The sequence below is a fragment of the Bacillus pumilus genome, assembly GCF_003431975.1.
GTDB lineage: Bacteria > Bacillota > Bacilli > Bacillales > Bacillaceae > Bacillus > Bacillus pumilus_N.
Map to the genome: position 1 here is coordinate 2,871,304 of NZ_CP027116.1, position 16,227 is coordinate 2,887,530.

16 protein-coding genes are annotated in these 16,227 nt (G+C 40.7%); 7 read left to right on the forward strand and 9 right to left on the reverse strand.

Going from position 1 to position 16,227, the window contains the following annotated elements; translation table 11 throughout:
- Positions 1-56: 56 nt before the first annotated feature.
- Positions 57-1,355, forward strand: a complete 1,299-nt coding sequence (locus tag C5695_RS14825) for an NCS2 family permease (protein ID WP_117731381.1) — start codon at positions 57-59, stop codon at positions 1,353-1,355.
- A gap of 370 nt (positions 1,356-1,725) precedes the next feature.
- Positions 1,726-1,947, forward strand: a complete 222-nt coding sequence (locus tag C5695_RS14830) for a DeoR family transcriptional regulator (RefSeq protein WP_008356419.1) — start codon at positions 1,726-1,728, stop codon at positions 1,945-1,947.
- Positions 1,948-2,015: 68 nt separating this feature from the next.
- Here the strand turns inward: C5695_RS14830 and C5695_RS14835 are convergent, their stop codons facing one another.
- On the reverse strand, positions 2,016-2,732 hold the full coding sequence (locus C5695_RS14835) for a pseudouridine synthase (RefSeq protein WP_117731382.1): 717 nt from the start codon (positions 2,730-2,732) through the stop codon (positions 2,016-2,018).
- A 16-nt stretch (positions 2,733-2,748) separates the two neighbouring features.
- A complete protein-coding gene (locus tag C5695_RS14840; RefSeq protein ID WP_117731383.1) occupies positions 2,749-4,371 on the reverse strand; it encodes a putative polysaccharide biosynthesis protein in 1,623 nt (540 codons plus the stop codon).
- 175 nt (positions 4,372-4,546) lie between these two features.
- On the opposite strand from C5695_RS14840, the gene C5695_RS14845 reads away from it, so the two are divergent.
- From C5695_RS14845 to C5695_RS14860, 4 genes are all read left to right on the forward strand, one after another.
- Positions 4,547-5,818 carry a BaiN/RdsA family NAD(P)/FAD-dependent oxidoreductase gene (locus C5695_RS14845; protein WP_117731384.1) on the forward strand — a complete coding sequence of 424 codons (1,272 nt, stop codon included), beginning with the start codon at positions 4,547-4,549 and terminating at the stop codon, positions 5,816-5,818.
- Positions 5,815-6,012, forward strand: a complete 198-nt coding sequence (locus C5695_RS14850; RefSeq protein ID WP_117731385.1) for a hypothetical protein — start codon at positions 5,815-5,817, stop codon at positions 6,010-6,012. The genes C5695_RS14845 and C5695_RS14850 overlap by 4 nt, the downstream gene beginning before the upstream one ends.
- A gap of 140 nt (positions 6,013-6,152) precedes the next feature.
- Positions 6,153-7,685, forward strand: a complete 1,533-nt coding sequence (opuD, locus tag C5695_RS14855; protein ID WP_117731386.1) for a glycine betaine transporter OpuD — start codon at positions 6,153-6,155, stop codon at positions 7,683-7,685.
- A gap of 127 nt (positions 7,686-7,812) precedes the next feature.
- On the forward strand, positions 7,813-8,337 hold the full coding sequence (locus tag C5695_RS14860) for a CbrC family protein (protein ID WP_117731387.1): 525 nt from the start codon (positions 7,813-7,815) through the stop codon (positions 8,335-8,337).
- A gap of 41 nt (positions 8,338-8,378) precedes the next feature.
- Here C5695_RS14860 and C5695_RS14865 read toward each other — a convergent pair whose 3' ends face one another.
- From C5695_RS14865 to C5695_RS14895, 7 genes are all read right to left on the reverse strand, one after another.
- The gene (locus C5695_RS14865) at positions 8,379-8,561 is read right to left on the reverse strand and encodes a sporulation protein Cse60 (RefSeq protein ID WP_003217582.1); all 183 of its coding nucleotides are present in this window, start codon (positions 8,559-8,561) and stop codon (positions 8,379-8,381) included.
- A 101-nt stretch (positions 8,562-8,662) separates the two neighbouring features.
- Entirely contained in the window at positions 8,663-8,974 is a 312-nt protein-coding gene (locus C5695_RS14870) for a rhodanese-like domain-containing protein (protein ID WP_117731388.1), read from the reverse strand.
- A 54-nt stretch (positions 8,975-9,028) separates the two neighbouring features.
- The gene (locus tag C5695_RS14875) at positions 9,029-9,712 is read right to left on the reverse strand and encodes a YesL family protein (RefSeq protein WP_117731389.1); all 684 of its coding nucleotides are present in this window, start codon (positions 9,710-9,712) and stop codon (positions 9,029-9,031) included.
- A 21-nt stretch (positions 9,713-9,733) separates the two neighbouring features.
- A complete protein-coding gene (locus C5695_RS14880; protein ID WP_117731390.1) occupies positions 9,734-11,026 on the reverse strand; it encodes a Gfo/Idh/MocA family protein in 1,293 nt (430 codons plus the stop codon).
- A 16-nt stretch (positions 11,027-11,042) separates the two neighbouring features.
- Positions 11,043-11,567 (reverse strand): lipoprotein YteS, encoded by a 525-nt coding sequence (locus C5695_RS14885; RefSeq protein ID WP_117731391.1) that lies wholly within the window; start codon positions 11,565-11,567, stop codon positions 11,043-11,045.
- The gene (locus tag C5695_RS14890) at positions 11,564-12,676 is read right to left on the reverse strand and encodes a glycoside hydrolase family 88/105 protein (RefSeq protein WP_117731392.1); all 1,113 of its coding nucleotides are present in this window, start codon (positions 12,674-12,676) and stop codon (positions 11,564-11,566) included. The genes C5695_RS14885 and C5695_RS14890 overlap by 4 nt, the downstream gene beginning before the upstream one ends.
- 17 nt (positions 12,677-12,693) lie before the next feature.
- On the reverse strand, positions 12,694-13,659 hold the full coding sequence (locus tag C5695_RS14895; RefSeq protein ID WP_117731393.1) for an ABC transporter permease: 966 nt from the start codon (positions 13,657-13,659) through the stop codon (positions 12,694-12,696).
- A 231-nt stretch (positions 13,660-13,890) separates the two neighbouring features.
- Between C5695_RS14895 and C5695_RS14900 the strand changes: the two genes are divergently transcribed.
- Positions 13,891-16,191 (forward strand): helix-turn-helix domain-containing protein, encoded by a 2,301-nt coding sequence (locus tag C5695_RS14900; protein WP_117731394.1) that lies wholly within the window; start codon positions 13,891-13,893, stop codon positions 16,189-16,191.
- Positions 16,192-16,227: the final 36 nt, after the last annotated feature.

Here is a 16,227-nt window from a genome sequence, read left to right on the forward strand (position 1 = left end):
TTAAAACGAATATTATATTAATTGTTTTGTAATAATGTTCGTAAATGGAGGATTTTATGTTTCAGTTAAAAGAAAACCAAACCAACATAAAGAAAGAAATAATCGCTGGTATGACGACATTCTTTACTATGGTATATATTGTTGCCGTCAACCCAGGAATTCTTTCAAAAGCAGGCATTCCTTTTGACCAAGTCTTCACTGCAACAATCATCGCTGCTGTCGTCGGTACGCTTTGGATGGCACTGTTTGCAAACTATCCAATTGCTATCGCACCAGGCATGGGGCTGAATGTCTATTTCACCTTTACGGTTGTCGGTGGAGGCGGCATCAGCTACCACACAGCGTTTAGTGCGGTTTTTGTTGCTGGTATACTCTTTGTTATTTTATCGTTAACATCCCTTAGAAAACAACTGATTCAAGCCATTCCAGACAATTTAAAATACGGCATTACAGCAGGAATCGGACTTTTCATTGCATTCATCGGTCTTCGGCAGTCTGGGATTATCGCGGCTGACCCGGAAAATCTAGTGAAACTTGGCAATTTAAGCTCACCTGTTGTCGTTTTAACCCTTGTCGGTTTAATGATCTCTGTTATTTTAATGGTTCTTCAAATAAATGGTGCACTGTTCATCGGCATGTTAGCGACGACACTGATTGCACTCGTAACAGGTCAACTTCATTTCCCTAAAATGCTGGTGGACCTCCCTGCACTACCAGAAGGAATGCTGATCACAAATCCAATCGCTGCGTTTGGCGATGTATTCTCTCATCATTTGTATGCTGTCGTCTTTTCCTTCTTACTAGTGACAATTTTTGATACAACGGGCACAATGATCGGAGTGGCTGAACAAGCAGGTATTATGAAAAAAGGTCAACTGCCAAAGGTACGCAGAGCCCTGCTCGCTGACTCTGCTGCAACGACAGTTGGCTCTATGTTTGGAACAAGCCCTACAACAGCTTATATCGAATCATCGTCTGGAGTTGCTGCTGGTGGAAGAACTGGACTCACTTCTTTAACGGTCGCTGCACTGTTTATTGTGGCATTGTTTTTCGGACCGCTCGTTCAAGCCATTTCTTCTTTACCATCTATCACATCACCTGTTTTAATCATTGTCGGCTGCTTGATGATGAACTCTGTGTCACGCATTCGCTGGAATGAGCTAGACGAAGCATTTCCTGCATTTCTTGTGATTCTTTCCATGCCGCTGACATCTAGTATTTCTACAGGGATTTCACTTGGATTTATTTCATATCCACTTGTGAAATTGGCGAAAGGAAAATGGAAAGAAGTACACATTCTTGTCCTCATCTTTGCGATTTTATTTTTCATACAGCTCTTTTTCTTAGAAGGATAACGAAAACAAATCAGGCACATTCTAACTACGGATGTGTCTTTTTGACATCATAGAATTTTTTATTTTGTAAATTTCTGTGTTTATTTTTTAGACATTTAAACGTGACAGCATTCTTCATACCCCTTACGCCTATTGGGTTGTAACCGGATTCAAAACATGTTATATACCATATTTGGATTCATGAAGACAAGTTAAAGAACACGTAAAGTTGACTTTTTGGTGGAATTAGATGCATAATAACGTGTATAATAGAATAAAACATTAAGAAACACGAACATTTACCATTGTTGCATGTCCTTATTTCGCAGTTTTAGTGTAGTAAGTTGTGGTTAGTCAAGTCCATCCGATCTTATTGATAGGGAGTGGTTTTTTGAAACCTTCAACAAACCGTATGATGACTCGAATTAAATCAGTCTATATGTTCATTCAAGAGAAAGGTCTTGTGACGACACAAGAGCTGGTTGATGAATTCGGGATCACACCTAGAACCATTCAAAGAGACTTAAACGTGCTTGCCTATAACGATCTCGTTCATAGTCCAAGCAGAGGCAAATGGGAAACAACGAGAAAAAAAGTAAAAATATCATCTTAAGCGTATAATGAATGTCCATATAACAAAAAGAACCGGCGATATGCCGGTTCTTTTCTTTTGTTTTATTTTTATGGTCGATTGATTAAGCTGTCTAATTCTTCATCCGTCAATTCACGGTACTCTCCTGGCGCTAGATCTTCATCTAAAGAGACAGCTCCCATTGAGAGCCTTTTTAAAAAGATGACTTCATTTCCCACTGCTTGTGCCATCAGCTTCACTTGATGGTACTTTCCTTCAGTGATCGTTAAACGGATGCGTGCATCTTCGTTTTCGTTCGCATCTACTTCAACTTTTGCCGGCTTCGTGCGGTAATCATCTAAAATAACAACACCCTCTTCAAGGCGCTTGATGTCTTGATCTCCTAATGGATATTTCAAATGAACTTCGTACGTTTTTGGCACATGCTTCTTTGGAGAAAGTAATTGATGAGCAAGCTGTCCATCATTTGTAAGGAGGAGGAGACCGACTGTATCCTTATCTAGTCTCCCTACAGGGAATGGCTCCCTTGCGATATCCTCCGGTTCGAGTAAATCGACGACCGTTTCATCCCGCAGATCTTCAGTTGCTGAGATGACGCCATCTGGCTTGTTCATCATTAAGTAAATGAATTCTTTATACTCTACACGCTCCCCGTGTACGAGCACTTCATCATTCGATGGATCAACATGATCTTTCACCTGCTTCGCCTCTTCTCCATTCACTGTGACCGCCCGCGCTTTAACCAGCTTCTTCACATCTTTTCTTGAACCAAATCCGCTGCTAGCAAGCAATTTATCAAGCCTCATGAATATCCACCTCTTCTTAACCCTTTTTTCTTAAAAATCTCGGCATACGGCTGCCAAGTACACGCTCTAGTAACCCTACCTTATAAGACAAGAACAGATACACACCGCCGCCAGTGATCATTGAAATCAAAATGACGATACCTGCTTGTACAATTCCGCCTTCGTACGAAATCACGTGGCTCACAAGTTGACATGTCACATACGCCACAACAGCCATGATTGCTGTTAAAATCCCAATGAGAATAAATCGTTTAAAAATCCTGCGGAACGAATAGCCGGCATGACGCTTAATCATGATAAACATATACAAGATGGACGCGCTATAGCCTAGAGCAGTTGCAAGCACAGAACCATTTCCTTGCAGCCAGCTGATCAGCGGGATGTTTAGAGCCGTTTTAATGATAATTCCTAACAATAGACTGACAATGGCAAATTTTTGTTTGTTAATTCCCTGCAAAATTGCTGCATTGATGGTAAATAAGGAAAACAACAACGCAACAGGTGCATACCAGAACAAAATAGAAGTTCCAATCTCAGGATGAACAGACGGATAGAAAAACCAATAAACCGGTCCAGCCAATGCTGAGATACCAAATGAAGCAGGCAGTACGAAAAATAAAACACCTTGCATCGTCTGGTCAATTTGTCTATTTAATAATTTAAAATTTCGTGATGTAAAAGATTCTGTAATTGTTGGAATTAATGTTAAACCAAATGCCGTTGCTAATGATACTGGAATCATGACTAGCTTAGGTAAATATAAAGTAACTATAGAAAGGACTGCAGTACTTATATCTTTAAAACCAGCATTAATCATTGCTTTATTAATAGTATTGGTATCAATGTATGAGTATAGAGGAATAGCTAATCCAACAAAAACATATGGACCAGCATAACTAAATAGCTCAATAAAGATTTTTTTATATGAAAGACCTAAATTGGGTCCCGAATTAGGCTGCATTGCAAGTAATTTATCTTTACGTTTAATCCAGTATACATATAATGTGAATAAACCTCCAAAAGAACCAATAAGAGCAGCAAAAGTAGCATATCCTACTGCGATGACAAGACCTCCATTAAGTACCTTTAAAATGACATAGGTTGCAGTCAATAAGAAGATAATTCGGACTATCTGTTCAACAACTTGTGAGACTGCTGTCGGCCCCATCATTTGATGCCCTTGGAAAAATCCACGGACAAGGCCCATAATCGGTACTACTAAGAGAGCCAAACTCACCATTCTAATTACATATGTAACTTGTTCAACTGTTAGCCCACCGGTTTCGGAGGATCCTCCCAGCTGTATTTCAGCAAAAATCGGTGCTGATAAATATAAAATACTAAAAGCAACTATACCCGAAACAAGCATAACGGACATACCGGCTCTAAACATTTTTCGTGTTGTCTCAAAGTCACCAATTGCATTATATTTAGATACAAACTTAGATACTGCTGCAGGAAAACCTAAAGTAGCAATACTAATGAAAATTGTAAATTGGTTGTATCCATATTGGAATAGCGCTCCACCAGTAGCTCCAACCATCGCGCTAAATGGAATTAAATAAATCATACCAAGAATACGAGACAGATAAGTCCCTATCGTTAAAACCAACGTACCACGAAGCAGTTTATTAGACATGCGCTTAATCACCATTTTTCTAATGAATATTCAACTTAACTATTTTACCACATCATTTCAACGCACAGGTAACAAATCCAATACAGAAGTCACAAAACCAATCAATTCATATTTCAGCCTTCCCCGATCTTCGTTATAATAGAGAAATGACTGAAAGTAGAAAGAGGAATGTAACATGAAACATTATGATGTCATTGTCATTGGCGGTGGACCTTCTGGACTGATGGCCGCGATTGCATCAGCAGAGCACGGTGCGACTGTTCTGTTAATTGACAAAGGAAACAAACTTGGCAGAAAGCTCGCCATTTCTGGCGGTGGACGCTGTAACGTCACCAATCGCCTTCCAGTAGAAGAAATCATCAAGCATATTCCCGGAAACGGCCGTTTTCTATATAGTGCATTTTCTGAGTTCAATAACGAGGATATTATTGTTTTTTTTGAAAACCTTGGCATTGAACTTAAAGAAGAAGACCATGGACGTATGTTCCCTGTCTCAAACAAAGCACAATCTGTTGTGGATGCCCTTTTAGACAGGCTCCGCAACCTCAATGTGACCATTCGAACGAATGAGAAGATTAAAACAGTTCTGTATCAAGACGGACAAGCAGCAGGAATTGTTACAAATAATGATGAAAAAATTTCAAGTCACGCTGTCGTGATTGCTGTTGGCGGAAAAAGTGTGCCGCATACCGGTTCCACTGGTGACGGCTATGCATGGGCAGAGGCCGCTGGTCATACGATTACAGAGCTTTTCCCAACAGAAGTACCAGTCACATCAGATGAGCGCTTTATTAAAGAAAAAGTGCTGCAAGGACTTTCTTTAAGAAGTGTGGCGGTGAGTGTCTTAAATAAAAAAGGAAAACCCGTTGTCACACATGTCATGGATATGATCTTTACACACTTTGGCTTATCAGGCCCTGCTGTTCTTAGATGTAGCGGATTTGTTGTGAAAGAATTGAAAAAGCAGCAGACCGTTCGTCTACAAATAGATTTATATCCGAAGCTCAATGACGAGGAGCTGTTCCAAAAGCTTCATCGAGACCTAAAAGAGGAACCAAAAAAGGCCATTAAAAATGTTCTGAAGTCTTGGATGCAAGAACGCTATTTATTGTTTTTGTTAGAGAAAAATGGCATTGATCCTCAAGACACTTTTTCTGGTCTTGCTAAGGATAAACTGCGCGCATTCGCCCATGATTGCAAACATTTCATCGTTCATGCGAACGGTACGCTCTCTTTGGACAAAGCATTTGTCACAGGAGGCGGCGTATCTGTGAAAGAAATCGAACCGAAGAAGATGGCATCTAAAAAAATGCCCGGTCTTTATTTCTGCGGAGAAATCCTAGACATTCATGGTTATACAGGCGGATACAATATTACGTCAGCACTTGTCACAGGCAGACTTGCCGGCATGAATGCTGCACTAGAAGCAAAGGAGAGATTTTCATGATAAGACGTGCACTTCCGATTATCCTAGCGGTTGTGATTAGTTTGACTGCCGCTGTTTTCTTAAAACTGTCCATTACACCGTTAAAAGTCGCTATTGTTTTAGCCTTTACTATTTTCGCTGTTTGCTTAAAAGAATATGTCTATCGCCTTCGCAAACGAATAGAAGAGAAATCATCTTCACACATCGATGGTTGATAAATGGAAGGGAAACGTGTTAGGGTAAAGTAGAGGTCGAGTGAGAAACTCGACTCTTTTTGTTTGAAAATAGTTGAGATAGGGGAAAGTAAACAAAATCCTCTGCTTAAACGTGTAGAACAACAGGAGAGTGAGATGGTGTGAAAAACGTATCAAGTGTATTTTGGATTGTGATTGCGATCACATTTGTTGCCGTGATGTGGGGAGCTTTTTCTCCAGAAACATTGCAAAATGTCACAGATCAGATTCAAACTTACATTACAAACGACTTTGGCTGGTATTATTTGTTGGTGATTTCACTGCTTGTCGGCTTTTGTCTATTCTTCATTTTTAGTCCAATCGGAAAAATTACGTTAGGAAAACCAGGCGAAGAGCCTGAATTCGGCCTTTTTTCTTGGTTTGCGATGCTATTTAGTGCCGGTATGGGGATTGGTCTTGTCTTTTATGGGGCCGCTGAACCGATCAGTCACTACGCAATTCAATCACCAACTGGTGAGACTGAATCTGCACAAGCTTTCCGCGATTCCCTTCGTTATACCTTTTTCCACTGGGGACTTCATGCATGGGCCATTTATGCGATTGTCGCACTTTGTATCGCTTACTTTAAATTTAGAAAAGATGCGCCTGGATTAATTAGTTCCACCTTATACCCAGTATTCGGAAATAAAATTCATGGATGGATTGGAAAAACGATCGATTGTATCGCAGTATTTGCAACAGTAGTTGGCGTAGCCACAAGTTTAGGACTAGGTGCCGCACAAATTAATGGAGGATTAACCTATTTGTTTGGCATTCCAAATAACTTCCTGACTCAGCTCGCCATTATTACAATTGTCACGGTTATGTTCCTCATCTCTTCATGGAGCGGAATTGGTAAAGGTATTAAATATTTAAGTAATTCTAATATGATATTTGCTGCTTTACTCATGATCTTTTTACTCTTTGCTGGACCAACTGTTTATATTTTAAATTCATTTACAGACTCAATCGGACAATACTTATCGAATATTGTTCAAATGAGCTTTAGATTATCACCAAATGATCCAGAAAAGAGAGAATGGATTAATGGTTGGACAATCTTCTATTGGGCATGGTGGATTTCTTGGTCCCCATTCGTCGGCATTTTTATTGCGAGAGTTTCGCGCGGAAGAACCATTCGAGAGTTTTTAATTGGTGTATTAGTTGCCCCTTCAATCCTCGTTTTCCTATGGTTCTCTATCTTCGGAGTATCAGCTATGGATTTACAACAAAAAAATATTATAGATGTAGCTGGTATGCCGACTGAAACGATGTTATTTGGTGTATTAAATCAATACCCGCTCGCCATGATTACGTCGATTTTGGCACTTATTTTAATTGCTGTATTCTTTATCACATCAGCAGATTCAGCCACATTTGTTTTAGGAATGCAGACAACCTATGGCTCATTAAACCCTGCAAATAGTGTAAAGATCAGCTGGGGTATCATCCAATCAGCTGTTGCGGCCGTGCTATTATTTTCAGGCGGACTTCAAGCCTTGCAAAATACAGCAAAACTCGCCGCCTTGCCGTTCTCCATTGTCATTATATTGATGGTTGTGTCACTGTATAAATCATTAAATGATGAACGAAGGGCAATCAAGCAAGCCAACAAAATCAATAAACCAAGAAGCCCAAGAGTCAAAAAAGCATAAAAGCTGTATGAAAAAAGCCGTTCCTCATGTGAACGGCTTTTTTCTATACAAACAATTTAAGATTGTCATGCACTTCCACATTCCTATAAAATAATTGTATGAAGTGATTCACAACATGGAGGTTTATATGTCGTTACCTACATTCAAGTACAACCCATATCCAGTTTCGTTAAACGTAATAAAAAAAGAGCAGACCATCTGTCCTGTTTGTGAAAAGAAAAGAGAATATGTGTATCATGGTCCTTTTTATACCGTTGAAAATGTGGAAGGAATTTGCCCTTGGTGTATTAAAGATGGATCGGCCGCTAAAAAATACAATGGCTCCTTTCAAGATGATTTAAGTTGTGATGACGTCGATCAAGAGGAATATGTAGATGAACTGATCTTTAGAACGCCTGGTTATCGCGGCTGGCAGCAGGAATACTGGTTAAGCCATTGCGGAGATTTTTGCGCCATCATCCAGTATGTCGGGTGGAAAGAGATAGCACATTTAGAGGAAGAACTCACAGAAGATATCGAAGACATTTGCAGCGGCGGAGCATTAACGAAAGAGAACCTGAAACAATGGCTCGTCAATGATGGCGACTTGCAAGGCTACCTCTTTCAATGTGTTCACTGCAACAAGCATCGATTATATATTGATGCTTGTTAATCAAAGAAAAGGGACCCTTCAAACAGGTCCTTTTTTGACGTCTATTTTTTATATAAAATGAGTGCAGAAAAACAGTAAAGCTGTTCTCCTCCCTGCTCACAGATCACTGCAACATTGTACTTGATGTCAATGATTTGGTCGTCATCCATCCCTTTTAAAAAAAGATTGATTTCGCTCTGCAAATCTTTTTCATGTTCTTCATCAAATACAGCTACCTTTAGCACATACGCCACTCTCCCTTCTCTCACTACTCTATCTTTATGCACATCAGAGCGGGTATATGAACAAAAAAAGCCTTTCATCTATGAGATGAAAGGACTTCTGTTTACAGCTTCGGTTTTGTTTCTCCTGTCCAAGCAAGCATTCCGCCAACGACATTGGTCGCTTGATAGCCTTGGTCTTCTAGAAAATAGCAGACATTTTCACTACGTTTACCAGAGCGGCAAATAATATAATATTCCTGTGATTGATCGAATGCATCCAATTTCTCAGGGATATCTCCCATTCGAATGTGGATAGCTTCTGGAATCATTCCTTCCGCTACCTCCTCGTCCTCACGCACATCGACAAGCTGAATAGAATCTTCTTGCTCTAGCTTTTGCTTTAATTCTTCTATTGAGATTTCTTTCACTGGCACGACTCTCATCTCTCCTTTTATTCACGGTGACACCATTATAGCAAATGAACCGCATCACTGTGTATTCACCCGCTTCGATGGAAGGAAAGATGGCAGCCGTTTCTTCACCTCGGCTGCCTGCTGCTCACTTTCACACTCTACCTTTTTGAATACTTGATAGGCGAGCCACATGTGACCATAGGCAAGTAAGCTCACACTAAAGAAAGGCACAATCCCCGGCAAATAAGCAAAGAGAACAAACAGCACAGCCGAGAACACAAGCATAGAAAGTGTATATTGCAAGTATGAAATACCAAGCAGAAGAGAGAATTTGAGATAGAGACGCTTTTTCCAATCATAATGAGCCAGCAACGGAAAAATATAAAACAAGCTGACGATAAACAGAAAACCAAAGATATAAATGGCAAAACGAAGTACATGCAAGAACCAGCTCGTTGGATAAATATAGGCAAGGTCCACATAGATAATCATCCCTATGATGAATAGCACCACTCCAATCAAGTTAGAGCGTATAAATTCCTCGCGGTACACCTTCCAAAAAAGGCGGAAAACACTGACTTGCTCATGCCCTTGTATCCACTTTCTCATCACCGAAAATAACGCAGTGCTCGCAGGCATCAATCCAAAAATCCCAAGCCCCAGCAAGGTGAAAAGGAGCCATAGTAAATTTGTATAAGCAATTCTCATCACCCACTCACACATCCGAAGCATTCTGCTCATTGCCCCATCATGATCCATCTCTTTTCCCTCCTCTCTTTCTTATAACACCGTCTCTTTATGAAGCAATTCTTCTATGTCAATTGGGCGCTTCTCTGCAACAGACCGCCACATGCCTTCACCAAGTGCAATCGAATAAGCACCGGCCTCTGCCCCTGCCGAAATATCATAGTGAATCAAGGGATCTTTTCCGATAAATAAATCAGCCAAAATCAGAGGATCTCCTCCACCATGTCCCCCTGACTGCTTCACGACTTCAATCGTCTCTTTTGCCCCAAACATCGGATAATAAGAAATCGTTTGTTCTGGGAATTGAAAAGGGATTCTTGATGGCACATGAAACTCATTTGTTTCAATACGTCCCTTCGTCCCATTAATAGCCAGCCGATATCCTTCGTAGGGTGCTGAGAATTGAATCGAATAGCTAAAGAGAGCCCCTTGATCATATGCCACGGATGCCACATATGTATCCTCAATGTCAATGGCCTGATCAAAGATACAGGCGTCTGGGCGGTAATTTGAGTACTGCTGCGTTTGCCCCTGACCGGATTCAATATGGTCGTCCTCGACCTTTGACCGTTCTACCCGCGGGTTCCACCTTGCTTCATAATGACAAGTATCCTTCACATGACATGTTCCGCAATACCTGTTCTCCTCACTCTGCAATGGATTCCAAGGACTTTCACTTCCGTAATAGTTCAGCGCCCCATAGGCAAACACTTGCTTCGGCTTTTGATTAATCCACCAATTCACCAAATCAAAATGATGTGTCGATTTATGAATGGACAGTCCGCCAGAGAGTTGACGCGAGCGGTTCCACCTTTTGAAATAACTTGCACCATGATACGTATCAATAAGCCAACTCAGCTCAACAGAGGTGACCCTGCCAATCTTTCCGTCTAAAATAAGTTCTTTGATCTTTCGATGAAATGGATTGTAGCGATAATTAAAAGTGACCGTGACCTTCCCTTTACTTTTCTTTTCTTTTTCCATCACTTTTTTGGCGTCTTTTGCTGTTGTCACCATGGGTTTTTCAGTGATGACATCGAGATCATGATCAAGTGCCTGCATAATGTACGTGACATGTGTGTCATCCCGTCCTGCCACAATCACAAGATCTGGCTTTGCTTCCGCCACCATTTGTTCAAATGCGTCTTCAGAAAAAAACGGGACACCCCGCATCGATGGAAAACGTTCCTGACAAAGTGTGTAGCGATGATGATCTATATCTAAGAGCCCTGTAATCCTGTAATGCTCCTTGAAATCCTCTGTGAGCGGTTTAATAAACATATTGAACGCACGATGACTGAGTCCGCAAACAACAACCCGTTTCACAGTCCCCACCCCTTTTTTATCGATTTTCACGAAGCTGTTTCATGAGAGACAACGCTTCTTTGGATTTGTCAGCATACACGGGAATAAAAGCGACCATATCTCGATGTAATCGAAAGGTATAGCCGTTTAGCTTTTTCGTGCCTTTATTGACTTGAACCGCATAATCGACCGTTTTCCCTGTTTTTTGGTCCTCGACCGTATATGGTCCTGCCGCTTGATCGTCTAAGCCCATCTCTTCAAGCAGCTGAAAGCTTTCAGGATCATCATACGTTCTAAACATTTCTTCTGGGACAAGCATCACATCCCCCTCTTTTGCAGTGATTTCAACAAGAAGCTTTTCAGGAATCGCCGGAAAGATGTGGACGCTATATAACTCTTGTTCTGTGTAAAAAGCCTTCTCGACTAATTGATCTTTCATCCCCTTCGACATATCAGAAAAAATCAGGACATCGATACCGTTTGTTTCCCCCTGGCACGCAGACAAACTAAAGGCTGCGATGAAACTAAGGAGCCATACCGCCCCCCTTTTTCGCCTCTTCATGCCTTCTGAAAAACAGGCAGCTTCTCTAGTTCCGTTAACGCCATAATAAAAGCGCCTGCCCCGTGCAAATCATTCGTGCTTCGCTCTCGACCAACGTAGTAATCATAAAATCCAGCAGATGTGCCAATACAAATATCATTGATTGTAAAATCACCGTTTTCTGTCACAGCCGTTTTATGCTCAATTAAACCTTGGTAGGCTTTCACCACCTGATCAACATAGCGCAGGCTGACATATCCTTCATTCATGGCTTTTGCCATGGCGTACATGAATAAACACGATCCAGAGCTTTCAAGCCAATTGTCGCTATGGGTTCCTTTATCAATGATTTGATGCCAGAGACCTGTGTCTTTATCCTGATACGTTGCTACACTTTCTAGCATATCTGTCAGTGTTTCCTTCCACACCTTTCGCCTTTCATGCTGCTCTGGCAGATCCTCGATCATATCTGCTAATGCCAGGACATACCATCCAAACGATCTTGCCCAAAACTCCGGTGAACAGCCGGTCTTTTGATCAGCCCACGGCATCACTTTTCGTTCGTCCCACGCATGATAATACAGCCCTGTTTTTTCATCTTTTGTATGCTTTCTCATGAGATACTCTTGATGGATCACCATATTCACCAGCTCCTCTTCACCTGTCAGCTTTGCATACTTTAAGGCAAAAGGTCCTGCCATATAGAGACCATCCAGCCACATTTGATAGGCATAATTGTCTTTATGCCAAAATCCGCCTTCAGATGTACGATTTAATGTACGATAAAGCCCCCGCAGCTTCTCTGCTGCCAGCACATACCGCTTCTCTCCTGTTCGTTCGTAAAGAGGGAATAAAATGAGCCCTGCTTGGATCGCATCAAGCTCATCTCTTCGGAATAACAAGTTGCCATACTCATCAATTAGCGAATCCGCATAGCCTTTCACATAATCAAAATACATCTCGTTACCCGTCGCCTCATATAGCTTCATCACACCGCATAGAAAAACGCCTTGATGATAATGCCACCTTCCAGCTGGAGGCAGCTCAATTGGTGCATACGCTTTCATAATAGTTTGTGCTAATTTCTCGGCATGCTCGATTGGTGATCCCTTTTCAGTCGATAATGTCATTCTTTTTCATCTCCCTTTTAGTAAATACCTTCTTCACCGAATTTCTTCGCCAAACGGTTAGCCAACATGACCAAAATGAGTCCAACGGCTGCTTTAAATAGACCAACAGCGGTACTATAGCTGAATTGTCCTTGCTTCAGACCTGCTGTATAGACGTACGTATCAAAGATCTCTGCTACTTCCCGGTTCGTTGCGTTGAGTAATAAGTAAACATGCTCAAAGCCAAGCTCTAACGTGTCACCGATTTTTAAAATAAGCAGAACGACAATCACACTTTTAATAGCCGGTAGAGTGATGTGCCACATTTGTCTCATTCTGCCGGCTCCATCCATTTTCGCTGCTTCATATAACTGCGGATCTACCGCTGTAATCGCCGCAAGGTAAATGATCGTCGACCAGCCTGCTTCGCGCCAGATCACCTGTAAAATGTACATCGGTCTAAACCAATCCTGACTCAGGAGGAAGTTAATCTTTTCCCCTCCAAAAAAAGCAATCAATTCATTAATTAACCCGCCATCTACCGTTAACAAAACAAAGGATAAGGACACGACAATCACCCATGACATGAAGTGAGGAATGTAAATCATCGTCTGAACAAATTTCTTAAACAATGCCAATCTGACCTCGTTTAAAAGGAGGGCTAATAAGATTGGAATCGGAAAGAAAATCACGACATTCATAGCAAATAAAATGAGCGTGTTTTTTAATAAAAAGAAAAATGTTGGTTCTGTAAACAATCGAATAAAGTGTTTAAAGCCAACCCACTCACTGCCAAGAATACCGAGAAACGGCTGGTAATCTTGAAAGGCAATGATGAGTCCCCACATCGGCACATATTTAAAGACAAGAAAATAAATGAGCCCCGGCAAAATCATTAAATACAAAAACTTTTGACTAAGCAACTGATTAAGTAAGCGCTTTCTTTTTTCTTTTTTCAAAGCTGCCGCAGGCACACCCTTGGCAGTGACATCCTCTGTTTTCATTGATAAAGCCTCCCCTCATGCTGATGCATGTGTTAACTGTATCTTAAGGATGAAAAATCCGTCTACAATCATATCATCAGATCATATTTACTTAGAGGTAGCTACTCAAAACGTTACATAAAACATAAGAAAATGATCCTAATCTCAGAAAATGATTATTGACAAACCTACCAAATTTTTGGATTAATAAATTAAGGGGAAAAGATTGTTCCGTTTGAAATGGGGGGTTTTATGAAAAAAAGGCAATATAAATTTTATTACAAGCTTGTCACATTTTTTTTCATGCTTAGTACGATTCCTGTCATCATTGTCGGTATTTTTTCTTATCAGCATTCGCAAAAAGCAGCGCTCGAAAATATCTCAAATGAAAAGCTGGACAGCGTCACACAAACTCAGTCCAATATTGAGCATATTTTAAAAACCGTTGATCACTCTCTCACTCACTATGTCAGTTCGCCACCTCTCCTTCAAACACTGGCAGAACCTTTAAATCCAGACCAATTCCAGCTTTATAATCAAGTACAGCAAGAACTGAACTATCTGCAAACCTTTGACACCGATCTCTCCAATATTACACTCGTAAGTAAAATGGAAGACTGGTACATGAACAATTCGGGGCTTTATCATGTCACAAGCGGAGATCAAGAAAAAGCGCTCACCTCTTACCTTAATATTCCGAGTCATTCCAGCTGGGCTCTTGAAGAGAATAATCCACTTGTTACAACAAAAGAAGGAAAGGCCTCCTTTTGCAAGTACAATGTGAACTTAATCAAACAACTTCCTATGAACAGTGTCCAAAAAAAAGGGATCGCTGTCGCCAGCATTCCGAGTTGCACGATTACTGACAACATGCCTGACTTCTCTCAATCTGACAGTATGTTTGTCATTGATACAAACGGAAAAGTGCTACTACATAACCGAAAAGAACAAATTGGTGATTCCTTGAAGAGTCAAGAATTCGTCAAGCATGTCCTAGCACTCGAAGAACGATCAGGTCAATTTAACATGAAGATCAAGGAACTAGACTACCAAATTACGTTTCAAAAATCAGACTATAACGAATGGACATACCTATCCTTTGTTTCCATTCCAGAACTCAAGGCACAAACGAAATCAATTGGGTGGATCACCTTTATTATCTGCTTCATTTTGTTAGCGCTTTCATTACTGTTCTCATGGTTTGGATCTAGACATTTTTATAAACCAATCCGCTTGTTATACGAGTCCTTTGCACGCAATGAATCCTTTCTGCAAAAACAGCCTTTTCAAAATGAATTTGAGTTGATTGAGTCGAGTATTAAACAAATGAAGGATCAAAACAATGATTTAGAGGAACGTATTGAACAGCAAGTCACACACCTCCAGCAATACTTTATGGTGCGACTATTGCTCGGAAAGCTGACAGAAGAAGAGATTAATAATCGATTCCAAAGTTTAGGATTTCCTGAAGGCTGGTCTCATTTATCCATGCTTGTGACCCAAATCGATACGTTAAAAGAGACGCCTTATGAAAAAAAGGATGCTGACTTACTGTTATTTGCGATCAATGGACTGATCGAGCAAATTATTCCGCAAGGGGAGCACCTCCAGCCCACGGTTGTCAATCAGCATCAAACGACGATCATCCTGAATCACTCCAAGTCAGATGATGAGTTTACTGAATATTTAAACCAATTAGCAGAATTCATTCAGAAGCGCATTGAGGAAGAGCTCGGTTTATCGATCAGCATCGGGATCAGCCGCCAGTTTAAGGAGCTCACGATGGCGAAACAGGCTTACATTGAAGGGAAAGAAGCCTTAAAATACAGGCTCAAAGCAGAGAAAAAATCCATTATCTTATATGAACATATCCAGCAGGGAAAGACGTTTAAAACCCACTTCCCAAAGCAGCTACAGCATGATTTATTCGATGCGATGAAAGCAGGTGATCAAGGAAAGGCGGATCACTATTTACACGTGCTCCTTCAATCCATTTTCTCTAAAAATGCAGGACCGCACGAGTACCATATCGCCCTCGCCCGTTTTTTAAATAATTTGATTGAGCTGATGCATTTGCTTGGCATTGAATTATTTGAGGTTGAAGACAATAAGATGCTGTATGATACGATTTTTGAATTCAAAACGTTTGAAGATACAGAAGCGTGGCTGAAAAACGAGATTATTCGACCGATTATTGACCAGCTAGGTGCACGCGAAGACTCACAATATAAAAACATCTCAGAGAAAATCATTCATATCATTCATCAAGAATTCGATTCAGATCTCACATTGGATGAAATCGCCACACGCCTGCATTACAACCCTAATTATTTAAGCAGTATTTTTAGAAAGGAAATGGATATCTCGTTTAGTGAATATCTCTCATCCTACAGACACCATGTCGCCAAAAACTGGCTCGTGGAGACCGATATGTCTGTCAAAGAAATTTCAGAAAAACTGAAATATAAAAATCCGCAAAACTTCATCCGTTCCTTTAAAAAACTGGAAGGCACAACCCCTGGGAAATATCGAGACCAGAAAAAAGGCACATAAGACTAAAAGCCCCGCTCTCACAAGAAGCGGGACTTT